12 protein-coding genes are annotated in these 12,626 nt (G+C 45.9%); 4 read left to right on the forward strand and 8 right to left on the reverse strand.

The annotated features are described in order from the left end of the window. Entirely contained in the window at positions 1–267 is a 267-nt protein-coding gene (locus B5F53_RS05345) for an HPr family phosphocarrier protein (protein ID WP_087220929.1), read from the reverse strand. Beyond that, a complete protein-coding gene (locus B5F53_RS05350) occupies positions 264–2,603 on the reverse strand; it encodes a BglG family transcription antiterminator (protein ID WP_162610528.1) in 2,340 nt (779 codons plus the stop codon). The genes B5F53_RS05345 and B5F53_RS05350 overlap by 4 nt, the downstream gene beginning before the upstream one ends. Positions 2,604–2,912: 309 nt before the next feature. Between B5F53_RS05350 and B5F53_RS05355 the strand changes: the two genes are divergently transcribed. The 4 genes from B5F53_RS05355 to B5F53_RS05370 all read left to right on the forward strand — a co-directional run bounded on the left by B5F53_RS05355 (position 2,913) and on the right by B5F53_RS05370 (position 5,863). Continuing rightward, the gene (locus B5F53_RS05355) at positions 2,913–3,188 is read left to right on the forward strand and encodes a PTS sugar transporter subunit IIB (protein ID WP_087220934.1); all 276 of its coding nucleotides are present in this window, start codon (positions 2,913–2,915) and stop codon (positions 3,186–3,188) included. Positions 3,189–3,201: 13 nt separating this feature from the next. Further along, the gene (locus tag B5F53_RS05360) at positions 3,202–4,461 is read left to right on the forward strand and encodes a PTS galactitol transporter subunit IIC (protein ID WP_087220936.1); all 1,260 of its coding nucleotides are present in this window, start codon (positions 3,202–3,204) and stop codon (positions 4,459–4,461) included. Positions 4,462–4,476: 15 nt separating this feature from the next. Further along, on the forward strand, positions 4,477–4,980 hold the full coding sequence (locus B5F53_RS05365; RefSeq protein WP_087220939.1) for a GNAT family N-acetyltransferase: 504 nt from the start codon (positions 4,477–4,479) through the stop codon (positions 4,978–4,980). 97 nt (positions 4,981–5,077) lie between these two features. Beyond that, positions 5,078–5,863, forward strand: coding sequence for a DeoR/GlpR family DNA-binding transcription regulator (locus B5F53_RS05370; protein WP_087220942.1), 786 nt, complete (start codon positions 5,078–5,080; stop codon positions 5,861–5,863). Positions 5,864–5,914: 51 nt separating this feature from the next. Here the strand turns inward: B5F53_RS05370 and B5F53_RS05375 are convergent, their stop codons facing one another. The 6 genes from B5F53_RS05375 to lepA are packed head-to-tail and all read right to left on the reverse strand — an operon-like array spanning position 5,915 to position 12,564. Next, positions 5,915–7,171 (reverse strand): ATP-grasp domain-containing protein, encoded by a 1,257-nt coding sequence (locus tag B5F53_RS05375; RefSeq protein WP_087220945.1) that lies wholly within the window; start codon positions 7,169–7,171, stop codon positions 5,915–5,917. Positions 7,172–7,190: 19 nt separating this feature from the next. Further along, a complete protein-coding gene (locus B5F53_RS05380) occupies positions 7,191–8,159 on the reverse strand; it encodes a hypothetical protein (RefSeq protein WP_087220948.1) in 969 nt (322 codons plus the stop codon). Positions 8,160–8,178: 19 nt separating this feature from the next. Continuing rightward, positions 8,179–9,108, reverse strand: a complete 930-nt coding sequence (locus B5F53_RS05385) for a glycosyltransferase family 2 protein (RefSeq protein WP_087220951.1) — start codon at positions 9,106–9,108, stop codon at positions 8,179–8,181. Then, complete coding sequence (gene hemW / locus B5F53_RS05390; protein ID WP_087220954.1) at positions 9,105–10,250, reverse strand: radical SAM family heme chaperone HemW; 1,146 nt, start codon at positions 10,248–10,250, stop codon at positions 9,105–9,107. The genes B5F53_RS05385 and hemW overlap by 4 nt, the downstream gene beginning before the upstream one ends. Before the next feature lie 17 nt (positions 10,251–10,267). Next, positions 10,268–10,738, reverse strand: coding sequence for a hypothetical protein (locus tag B5F53_RS05395; RefSeq protein ID WP_087220957.1), 471 nt, complete (start codon positions 10,736–10,738; stop codon positions 10,268–10,270). A 17-nt stretch (positions 10,739–10,755) separates the two neighbouring features. Beyond that, positions 10,756–12,564, reverse strand: a complete 1,809-nt coding sequence (gene lepA / locus B5F53_RS05400; RefSeq protein WP_087220960.1) for a translation elongation factor 4 — start codon at positions 12,562–12,564, stop codon at positions 10,756–10,758. Positions 12,565–12,626: the final 62 nt, after the last annotated feature.

Here is a 12,626-nt window from a genome sequence, read left to right on the forward strand (position 1 = left end):
TTATTCACCCAATCCCGCTTCTATGGCTTTAACAAGTTCCCTGCATGCCTCCTTTTCATCCTCGCCGTCACAAACCAGCTCTACCTCCATTCCACAGTCAATGCCTGCCGCCAGAACGCTCAAAATGGATTTCGCATTTACGATTCTGGTTTCATCGCAGATTAGTTCTACTTTTGACTGAAATTTACTTGCCAGTTTGGTCAGTGTATCTGCCGGTCTGGCATGCAGCCCTGATTTTGATACAACTTTTACTTTTGTTTTTGTCATTTTCTCACCTCACCGTTTAATATCTTAAGCACTTCCTGTTTTGTGCTTACTTCCAGAAGACGCCTGGCATTTTCTTTCTTCCCCAGTTTTAATACCAGTTGTTTCACTTTTTCAACGTCTTCTCCTCTCTGTTCTTTTTCCGGTATCAGAAGCAGCAGAGCGATTCTTATCATCTTTGCCTCTTCCGGGTAGTCTTTGCCTTTCGCCCAGTCCACCGGGGAAACGGTTCTTAAAAACACTGCCTTCGTTTCCTTCACCCCGGCAGTCACTGCATGTACCAGAGCAGTTCTTTTGCCGATACCTGTAAAAGCAAGTTTCTCTCTTTGGGCCACTGCTTTTACAATTTCTGTTTCGTCTGTAACTCCATTTTCCGTTAAAATATGCTTCGTCAGAATTCGGATAACTTCTTCTTTTGTCTTTGCCTCCCGATCCAGAATCACATTTTCTTCTCTTAGAAGCTCTGTGAAATTCTCCTGTTCTCTTCCCCCGCCCAGGTAATTTAGTACGGCGCGGGAATCCCGGCAGGCAAAAACTGCATTTATCTGTTTTTCTTCCAGAGACATACGGTAAATTTCTGAAAGAAGCGCCGTTATCATTTCATCTTCCAGGGTGCAGATGTCAAACCGGATTTGTTTCGTCTTATGATTCACATAAAGATTAAGTCTTCCTTCTCCTTTTTCTTCCCGGACACACACTTTCAGATTCTCCGTAAGCGCCGCACTGACCAGAACCTTTTCTCCTTCGGCCTGACAGGTATCTGTAAAAACAGATTCTTCCGTCAGCATGGACGTTATCCGGTCATATCCCTTTTCTCTTTTGCGGGAAGCGATGTCAATCGTATCCCGTATGGCGCTTATGTCCTTATCTGTCAGGAAAGAAGAAACGAGCAAATGGGGAAGCTTTCCCACATCTACCGGTACGGTGGATATAATGAAATCTGTCTCCTTTAATTCCATCTGTTTCAGCTTCCTTACAGAAACAACCGCACGGATATTCAGATTGGGAAACTGCTGTTTCAGCATTGCTTCCAGTAACTGGGAAGTTCCGTATCCGCTGTGACATACAACTACTGCACTGACCGGATTTGTCTGTTTTACCAATGCCGTCTGATAATAGGTTGCCAGATTTCCGATTTCATCTAAACTGATAAAACCCAGTCCATATTTTCTTCCCACCAATGCGCATGCAATCTGGCAGATACCCAGTATCTGAGGATAACTTTTCTGCATCTCCTCCAGAAGGGGATTGGCGATTTTAATCTGATACTCCAGACGGTTCAGAAGAGGTCTGATGTGAAGCAGAAGTCCTTCCATTAACATTTCTTCCCGGATGAATTTCACCCCTAATATCTGTTCCATGTACTCTGTCAGACTTTCTGCTACCCGGCTGCTGAAATTTTCTTCTCCCTGCAGCCCCTGTACTGTTTTCTCCTGAGTAATCAGAGAACAGATATACTGATAAATGTAGTAGGTTTCTTCCTCTCCTATATCCACTCCATACCGTTTCTGTATTCCTCTGGAAATTCTCACAGCTTTTTCGTAGCCGTCCCTCTTTTTCGCCGTTTCTCGGAACCGTTCTTTTGTCTGTCCGTCTACCCTCTTTCCTTCTCTTACCCGTTGTATACAGATTAAAATATGGGTCAGCAGATTTTTGTAATAAATATCACTGGCTCCTAAGGTCTCCCCTGTCTGAACTTCTTCCAGCAGTTCCACCACAAATACAATGTCTTCCGGTTCAAAAATCTCCAGGAGTCCATATACCGTATCTCTGTCCAGGTGGAACCCTTCTGCAAAGCCGATGTCCCGTCTTTCCCCCGGAAAGTCTGTCTGACATAAGAGCGAGGTAATTGCTTCCCGGATATTCCGCTCTTCACCGGCAATTCTTGTTCCATGCTTGTTTTTTTCCAGATAAAGGCCATACCGGTCCAGCCATTCTTCGATGTATTTCAAATCATTTACTATACTGGTTTTTCCCACATAATATTGTTCCGAAAGTTTCTGCAGGGAAATAGACCGCTCTGAATGCATCAGCATATTCTTCAGAATCTCTGCCCTGCGCTCCCCCGGCACAGCCTCTTTCTTTTCCTTATCTCTGCTGAGGAAATCCCGAAGCTCTGTACTGGAGCGGGTTTCTCTGGTTAAACATACGCCTTTTCCTGTTTTTGTCATAATTTTTCCGTTATAGTTTTCCAGAAAAACCCGAAGAACCTTAAGATCTTCTTTTAAGGTTTTCCCTGATACTCCCAGTTTGTCAGCAAAAGACTGTACTGCCGCATAATCTGTTTCCTGTAAGAGCAATTCCAGAAATTCCTTTTGTCTTTGATTCAATTTTTCCATGCGCATTCTCCTCAAGGCCTTTTGAGTGTATATCTTGTTTACATAAATTAATATAGCATCAACTTTATATGGCGAAAATACCAAGTCTTTTCACCATCGATAAGGAAGTATTAGAACACTTCCTCTAATAAATTGCTATTTTTTTCATATTTTTTATGCATTTTAAACTCATTATCCATTATCCCTTTAAAATCCTTCTATATTTTATTGGATTTATCCAATTTTTATATTGACTTATTTTACTATAATTGGTAATATGCAAGTATATAATTGGTTTTTTACAAATTTATTCAAAAAGGAGGATTACTTATGAAGAAAATCTTGTTTGTCTGCGGTACTGGCGGAATCACATCAGCAGTTGCAGAAAACCGGGTACAAGAGGCCTGTTCAAAGGCAGGAATTCCGGTCACTACCTTAAGATGCACTCCCACCAGTATCACTTCCAGCCTGGACGGAATTGATTTAATTGTCTCCACCACCTATCTAAGCGGAGACTTTCCGGTGGAAGTGGTCAATGCCCTGGCACTGATAACCGGTATCGGTACAGAGGCTGTGTTAGATGAAATTGTCAGCAAACTAAAGTAAGGGGGAAATTTCTATGTTTATGCAGGTTATTCATTTTATTATGGACGCTGGTTCCTCTGTCTTTATGCCCATTATTATTCTGATTCTGGGCCTGATCTTCGGTCTGAAGCCGGGGAAAGCCTTCAAAGCAGGAATCACTGTGGGCATCGGATTTATCGGGATTAATCTTGTGATCTCCATGCTGGCTGACAGTCTGATGGTGGTTATTAACCAGCTTGTAGAACTTTACAATTTCAAACTTACCGCCATTGACGTGGGATGGCCCATTGCCTCCAGTATTGCCTGGTCCAGCGGGGCTGTGGTTCCGGTAATTTTGGTTTCTGTATTTGTCATGAACATTCTGCTCGTGATTGTGGGATTTACCAAGACCCTGGACGTAGATATATGGAACTACTGGCAGCCACTTTTCATCGGCGGTTCTCTGTACTTACTCAGCGGAAATATGCTTCTCTCCGTAGGCGCCGCCTGCCTGGCTATGGCCGTTATTTTTAAGATTGCCGATTTCTCACAACCCTATGTAGAGAAATTTTTCGGAATTCCCGGAATCTCTATCCCCCACATCGAATCCACCGGCTGGGCTCTGATCGGAATTCCTTTGAATAAAGTAATCGACCGCATTCCCGGAATCCGGAACATCGACTGGACTCCCGAGAAAATACAGAAAAAGCTGGGCGTTCTCGGGGAACCCAGCATTCTCGGTCTGATTATCGGCGCCATTCTTGCGTTAGTCGCCAGAGTGGATGCTTCCACGGTTATGAATACGGCTATGACCACTGCCGCCGCTATGTTTATCCTTCCCAAAATGATCGGAATCCTGATGGAAGGACTTATGCCTGTATCTTCTGCCGCCTCAGAATTCATGCAGAAGAAGTTCAAAGGCCGCACCCTTTATATCGGGCTGGACGCCGCCGTGGTTGTGGGGCACCCCTCCATTATCGCAACCTCCCTTTTATTAATTCCTACCACATTGATTCTGGCAGTTATTCTTCCCGGAAATATCACCCTGCCCCTTGCCGAATTAAGCGGTCTTACCTTTTTCATCGTGTGGGCCGTTGTTCCTTCAAAGGGAAACGTCTTTCGCGGCTGGCTGATTGGAACCCTCTTTATGGCTGTTATCCTGCTGATTTCGTCGGACTATGCGCCTGTTATGACCGCTCTCGGAAACAGCGTAGGATTTGAATTTCCGGAAGGAGCCAGTATGGCCACTTGCCTGTCCATTGGTTCCCAGTGGGTTTCTTATCTTATCTATAAACTTGGCACCTTATTCGTCTAAAGAAAGGAATACATCATGGAAAAAGAAAAACTGCTTATAAAACGCGCAGACACAGACTTTGAATACCACAGAAGCGCCCTGCTCTTAAGCGAAAATGAGCCCTGGCTGAGTCTGGGAAAAACTTTTGATTATACCATGGGGAAAATACGGGACGCCGCAGGGGAACTGTATGTGGTCTACTCCCAAGAAGAATTGGCCGGATGCATCCTTATAGAGCTTCGTGGAAATCTGAGAGGATTTATCCGTTCCTTCTGTATCGATCCCAGATTTCAGGGAGGAGGCATCGGAGGAAGAGTGATCGCCTATATTGAAAAGCTTATCTTTGAAAGCTATCCCAATGTTTTCGTATTTGCCGCCTCCTTTAATGAGGGCGCAATCCGGTTCTATGAGCGTCACGGTTATGAACGGGTGGGAACCTTTAAAGACTATGTGGTCAGAGGAAGCGATGAGATTCTCTTCCGTAAAACAATCGGGCCGTCCGGCGGATTCCATAAGAAATACGAAAAGGTAGAGATATAATTTTTCCTTACGGGGGATTTCCTTTCACTCATCTGGAAAGCAGAGAAATTCTATGCTATACTGAACGTGATTTATGAGTTTATAAGGAGCTGTTGTGATGAAATCCAATAATAAAATGAAGCATCGGCGCGAGAATATGCTGCAGCTTATCTGCGAGGCCCCCGTAACCACTATCAATGAACTGGCCGAATTTTTTTCCGTATCTACGGAAACTATCCGAAAGGACATTGAATTTCTGGAAGAACAGGATCTGGTTATCCGTATCCACGGCGGTGTTGCGCCAAAGGAACGCAAAAGTAACGAAACCCCTTTTTCCACCCGTTCCACCCATAATCTGGCCCAGAAACAGCGGATCGCCCAGGCCGCCTATCACATGATAAAACCCGGCGATTCCATCATTCTGGAAAGCGGAACCACAGTACAGGAGCTGACAAAGCTGCTGGCCGATGACCAGGAGCTTCTCAAATCCCTGGTCATTATCACCATGTCTTTCCGAATCATGGAAATCCTCCAGGAGAGCAGCTACAGCCATGTTTTTTTCCTGGGAGGACGGGTACGCCGGGATGACTTTATGACCTATGGTCATTATACAATTTCCATGCTCCAGCAGTTTCATGTGGATAAGGCTTTTATCGGGGGAGCAGGGATTAACCGGGAACTGGTTCTTACGGATTATTTTGATGAGGAGATTATGCTGCGCCGGCAGATTCTGGCTTCCTCTGATAAAACCATTCTCCTGGCAGACAGCTCCAAAATGGATAAAACAACTATCTTTTCCGTCTGCAATCTGAAGGACATCTATCGGCTGATTACGGATAAAGACTGCCCCGGGGAGATGACAAATCTATTCGATCAGAATAAAATCAGCTACCGGCTGGTATAAAAACTGCCGCAGCTATGAATGAAAAACTCATAGCTGCGGCAGTTTTTTCTTTTATTTTGGATAAGAAGGTATTTCGTTTCTGTAAATAACTTCCTCGCCCTTTTCATCTGTAATGGAAATTTCCCGGTAGATTTTCTCTGTCAGTCTGTCCAGGTCTTTCCGGTCTTTTCCCCGGATATAATACCGGGCCACGTAAGGATTTCTTCCATGCTCTTCTATAATTTCTCCTCCCCGGTAAAACAGCCAGCATTCCTTTACCTGTTCCAGTTCTCCCAGGCGGCGGGCTGTCTTTTGATCTGCAATCTTCTTTCCCGGCTTTCCATGAAAATATAAAACAGCACAGCAGTTGTGAAAAAACGGCTGATGGCCTTTTACCAGGCGCGCCAGACTTTCTTTGTCATAAGCATAATCTAAAAGCAGATCTTCCACCTTTAAACCGCTGCAGTAATCAATCAGCTCATGCTCGTATCCCAGAAACCGGCCCGCCACTTCGCAGACAGAGATTCCCCTCCGGGGATTCCAGAAAAACTGCATGGAAAGGATTCCCTCTTTCTGCCCGGTATAATCCGCTACTTTCTGCAGGATTTCTCTGGCGTCTTCATAAACCTCTGTCATAAGACAGGAAGGATACACATTTCTGGTACTGATGGGAATCTCCCTTTGATTTACCGGTGTTTTTTCCCGGTCGGCAAGACTTAACACGTAAACCTGCCCTTCCAGCACCCAGGTCATCATATTAAATTCATAGCCATCCTGGTACTCTTCCACCAGAATCTCTGGCTTCTGGGAATATCCCTTCACTTTCTGAAAATATTCCCGGATTTCCAATGGAGAATTTAAAATGTAGACACCTCTGGAACCGTATCGATCCAGGGGTTTGCTTACCACCGGAAATCTGAGTCCGGAAGTTTCCTGATCGGTGAAGTCCTCTCTCAGGCAGACATGGTTTGCACTGGCAATTCCCAGCTCTTGAAACATCTCTTTCATCTTCTGCTTGTTCCGGTAATAATCCAGTTTCTTCGGCCGGAAATAGCAGGGCAGACCCGCCTTGTCTGCAATTTTTACCATACACTCAAATAAATAATCGGAAAAAGAAGTCAGGATTGCATCCACCTTTTCTGCCCGGCAGATTTCTGCAATCTTCTCAATCTCTCCCGGATTCACCGTATACGCCTTATCTGCCGCTGCCTTCCCTTCTCCGTCTGCATATCCGTCGCAGACAATGGTATATATTCCTCTTTCCCGAGCCATCTCTATTAATTGCACAAACTCTCTGAGGGATCCCAGAATCAACAGTCTGTGGTTCATATGTTTATTCCCCTCTTTCCTAAAACTTTTTTACCGTCTCTGCCAGACGCTCCATTTCTTCCGGCCCGTATCTCTGATCACAGGGCAGAGGAAGGATATTGGCAGCCATCTGATATTCTGTGCTTTCTTCGGGCATGTCCCTTAATACATTGGACCAGTACAGGGGAACATAGATTTTTTCTGCTGCAAGACGCCTTCTAAGTTCCTGCCCGCCGGGTACCCGGTAAGGATATACAAAGGGCCCCTCCGGCTTTTGAAATTCCTGTCGGTTTCCTTCGTCCAGCAGACTTTGGAGTATCTCATAATTTTGGTTCCTCTTTTCTTTCGCCCTTTCATAATCAATGGCTTTTAAAAGATTTCCGGTTATTTTAGACATCTTTTTAACAGTTTCCTCTCCAAATCCATGGGCGCTTGCAAGCATATCCTGATAATAACCGGATGCGTCCTGTTCATATCGTCCCAGAATATGCTTCATCCGGGCCCCGGAACAGTCCCTTTCCAGTCTCTGATACTCCTCTTTCGCTTTTTCCGCCACGTCTCCAGGAAGTGACAGAAGTCCGCCGTCCGGCAGACCAAAGAATTTCCGCGGGGAATAGAGGGTGGGAATATCCTTTAAAGGCCTCTGGTAAAAGGCATGGGTATGATCCACCAGCACAAAACCATATTTCTTCTGATAAGCACGAATTCTCTGATCTGTAAGCTGGCCGTAATAGTTGACCAGATATACGTATTCTCCCTCTCTGGGCTCTTTTTCCAAAATGGGGGTGAAGTTTTCATCTATCTGGTACCAGTGAAGCTCTTTCCCCCATTTCCTGCAGATTTCCGTTACCGAGTCACAGAGAAAACGGGGCAGAAACAGCTTTTCTGCCTGTAATATTTCCAACGCGAACAAAAGAGCCGTCCTGCCCAGATTCAGATGCAGAAGCTTAGGGTAATGGTCTTCTCCCTTCAGTTCTTCCAGTTCCAGATAGCCTCCGATTTCTTTCATACTTTTCCTTTCTGCGCCTTTAAAGCTTCTTGCGCCGTTCCACGTAATTGGGCATCTTTTTCGCCTCATCCAGAACATGCATCAGATACTGTCCCAGAATTCCTATACCTAAAAGAATCAGCCCATTGTAGGCCAGGATAAGAAGAACCAGAGTGGTCCAGCCTTCCACTGACGCTCCAAAAGCCAGATAACGCACCAGATAGACAATTCCCAGAATGATACTGATAATAAAACTTACAATTCCAATATCCCTGACCACAATCAGCGGAAAGGCCGAATTGGTTGTAATGTCGTAAATTAAATCCGACACCAGATGCCGGAAGGTATAATTGCTCTTTCCGAATTTACGGGCGTCGTGGTGTACCGGCACATTAATGATCCGGTTAGAAGTCTGCACCAGAAGATTCCCAATCTGAGGCAGATGGGTATCTGTATTCAGGATTGCTTCCACAATGAAACGCCGCATCAGACGGAAACTGGTAATCTCCAGATTCGGATCCTTATGCAGCATCTTAGAAGTGGCAAAAATGGACACCCGGGTCCCTATTTTCCGAATGAGATTATGCTTCCTGTTCTCATATCTGGCCAGAATTACATCCACATCGTCTCTTTCATTCATTACCTGAATCATCTTAGGCAGTTCTTCCGGCCGATGCTGCAGATCATCATCCATGGTAATAATAAAATCCCCTTTGGCATAATGAAATCCGCACAGAAGGGCCGGATGCTGGCCGAAATTCCTGGCCATCTGGATGATCTTCACCCGCCTGTCCGTCTCATGAAGTTTTTCCATAACCTCATAGGAGCCGTCCCGGGAGCTGTCGTCCACCAGAATCAGCTCAAATTCTTCTTTAATTTCCGTTTCAAATACCTGTTTTAACCGGGTATACAGTTCTTCCAGCGTATGTTCGGAATTGTATACCGGCACCACCACAGAATATAAGCTCATTGTTCTCTCTCCCATTCTTCATCCAACAGAAAATCCACAAAAACCTGATTACTCAAGGAGATTCCTTTTCGTGTCAGAAATAACCTCCCCTGTTCTCTCTTTAACAGTCCCAGGGCCTCATGTTTCTGTATCGCGTCCTTGTATACCTGAGTCAGAGACAGGTGAAAATACTTCTCAAAATCAGCCTCCGAAATCCCCTTTGTCATTCGGAGTCCCAGAAACAGGAACTCCTCCATTTCGGATTTCTGATCCAGAACTTCCTTATTTTCCCTGATTTTGTTAAGATTGCCGCTGTTCTCCAGATAAATTTCCATTTTTCCCGTATTGGCAAAACGGGTTTTGTTCCATAAAGACGCGGCTCCCAGTCCAAATCCCAGGTACTCTTTTCTCTCCCAGTAACCGATGTTATGACGGCATGCAAACCCTTTCTTTGCATAATTGGAGATTTCATACTGCTGATACCCCTGCTGTCCCAGGATCTCTCCTGTTCGTTCATACATCATGCGTTCTGTCTCTTCATCCGGAAGATCCAGATTGCGGCAGGCAAAGGGCGTGCCTTCTTCTACAATCAGACTGTAGGCTGAAATGTGCTCCGGCCGGTAACCCATCAAACGAAGCAGATTCTCCTCCCAGGACTGTAAGGTCTGGCCGGGAATTCCGGACATCAAATCCACATTAATATTGGTAAATCCCGCCTCTCGGGCCAGATAAAAGCTCTCCTCAAACTCCTTAGCCGTATGAATTCTTCCCAGCTCTTTCAGCTCTCGATCCGAAAGGGACTGACAACCGATACTGAGACGGTTTATTCCGGCCTGTCGGTAAATCGCCAGCTTTTCTCCGGTCAGGGTTCCCGGATTAGCTTCCATGGAGATCTCCGCCTGTTCTGAAAGGAGGAAATTCTTCCTTACTTCTTCCAGAATTCCGGCGATTTCCTCCGGTTGTGCACAGGAAGGTGTTCCTCCTCCGATGAAAACCGTATCCACCTGACAATCTCTGTCTGAGGCCGCCTGCAGCTCCTTTCTCAGAGCCGAAAAATAGGCCTTCTGCGTTTCCAAAGTCCCCGGTCCGGACAAAAAATCACAGTAATCGCATTTCTTCACACAAAAGGGAATATGTATATACACTTCCAATCCACGTTTCATGAATTCTCCCTGTTTTCTCAATATTCGTCTTCGCTGTAATAATCGGAGCCGTCGTCACTGTAATCCTCATAGCTGTCGTCACTGTAACCGGAATCATCCTCACTGTAGTCCTCTTCACTGTAGTCGCTGTAGTCCTCTTCGCTGTAATCGGAACTGTCGTCGCTGTAGTCTTCTCCATCCTCTCCGGACTGTGAACCGTCGGAACCTTCATCTGAAGGCGCCTGGGTAGGAGTTACAGGTACGGTAATCTCTCCCTTTGCCTTCTGATTTACATATTCGTTGACCATGGTTATATCTCCGTTTGTCACCACGCTCCCGCCGCTTGGTTCCGGTGTGGGAGTAGGACCGGGCGTGGGAGTCAGAAGCTCCTGTATCCCGCTGTCGCTCTCCTTATCCTCTCCACAGCCTGCCATCCCGACTGCCAGCGTTCCTGTCAGCAGGCAGACTGCCAGGATTCTTCCTATTTTCCATACTTTTTTACTTTCCATGTATTTCCTCCATCAGACTATTTGTCATCCAGTTTCAGAACACTCATGAATGCTTTCTGGGGAATCTCCACATTTCCCACCTGGCGCATCCGCTTCTTACCTTCCTTCTGTTTCTCCAGAAGTTTCTTCTTCCGGCTGATGTCGCCTCCGTAACATTTGGCCAGGACGTCTTTTCTCATGGCTTTTACCGTCTCGCGGGCAATAATTTTACTTCCAATAGCCGCCTGAATAGGTATTTCAAAGAGCTGGCGGGGAATCTCTTCTTTTAATTTTTCACACATCTTCCTGCCCCGCTCATAAGCGGTGTCCGTATGCACAATAAAGGAAAGGGCGTCCACTTCTTCTTTATTTACCAGAATATCCAGTTTCACCAATTCGCTTCTTTCGTAGCCGCATAAGTCGTAGTCCAGGGAAGCATACCCTCTGGAGCGGGACTTCAGGGCGTCAAAGAAGTCATAGATAATTTCATTGAGAGGAAGCTTGTATTTCAAAAGAGCCCTTGTCTCTTCCATGTATTCCATTCCCTGATACTGACCGCGCCGTTCCTGGCATAAGTCCATAATGGAACCGATAAACTCTGTCGTCACCATAATCTCTGCTTCCACCATAGGTTCTTCCATATATTCGATTTCCGAAGGATCCGGAAGGTTGGAAGGATTGGTCAGTTCTATCATCTCTCCGTTGGTTTTATAGACTTTGTAAATAACGCCGGGAGCCGTGGTCACCAGATCCAGGTTATATTCTCTTTCCAGACGCTCCTGGATAATTTCCAGATGAAGCAGACCTAAAAATCCGCAGCGGAAACCAAATCCCAGCGCCACAGAGGTCTCCGGTTCGTACTGCAGGGAGGCGTCGTTTAACTGAAGTTTTTCCAAAGCATCCCTTAAATCCCCGTATTTGGCTCCGTCTGCCGGATACATCCCGCAGTATACCATGGGGTTTACTTTCTTATAGCCAGGAAGCGCCTCCTTACAGGGGTTTTTCTGAGTAGTTACCGTATCGCCCACCCGGGTGTCTCTTACGTTCTTAATACTTGCCGTCAGATAGCCTACCATTCCTGCTGACAGTTCTTCACAGGGGATAAACTGTCCGGCTCCGAAGTAGCCTACTTCCACCACTTCCGCTTCGGCTCCTGTGGCCATCATCCGGATGGGGGTACCCTTTCTGACAGTTCCCTCTTTCACCCGGCAAAATACAATTACCCCTTTATAGGAATCATAGATAGAATCAAAGATCAGCGCCTTCAGGGGAGCTTGCGGATCGCCCTGGGGCGCAGGAATTTTCTGTACAATCTGCTCCAGAACTTCCTCCACGTTCAGCCCTGTCTTGGCGGAAATCCGGGGCGCATCCTGGGCCTCAATTCCGATTACATCCTCAATTTCGTTAATCACACGCTCCGGCTCCGCACTGGGGAGATCAATCTTATTAATCACCGGAAGCACGTCCAAATCGTGATCCAGCGCAAGATATACATTGGCCAGAGTCTGGGCTTCAATTCCCTGAGCCGCATCCACCACCAGAACAGCCCCGTCGCAGGCTGCCAGGGAACGGGAAACTTCATAATTAAAGTCCACATGTCCCGGGGTATCTATCAGATTGAAAATATATTCTTCACCGTCTTCTGCCTTATAAACAATCCGGACCGCCTGGGATTTAATGGTAATTCCACGCTCTCTTTCCAGTTCCATGTTATCCAGAACCTGCGCCTGCATCTCCCTTTCTGTAAGCAGTCCCGTCTTTTCAATAATACGGTCCGCCAGGGTTGACTTTCCGTGATCTATATGGGCAATAATACAAAAATTTCTGATTTTACTCTGATCTGTCATTTTTGCAGTGTATTCCTCCTCTTGTTGTTTGGAAATCCTATTTGCTGATCTGTTATTATACC

It is taken from the genome of Blautia sp. An249 (assembly GCF_002159835.1).
GTDB lineage: Bacteria > Bacillota > Clostridia > Lachnospirales > Lachnospiraceae > Blautia_A > Blautia_A avistercoris.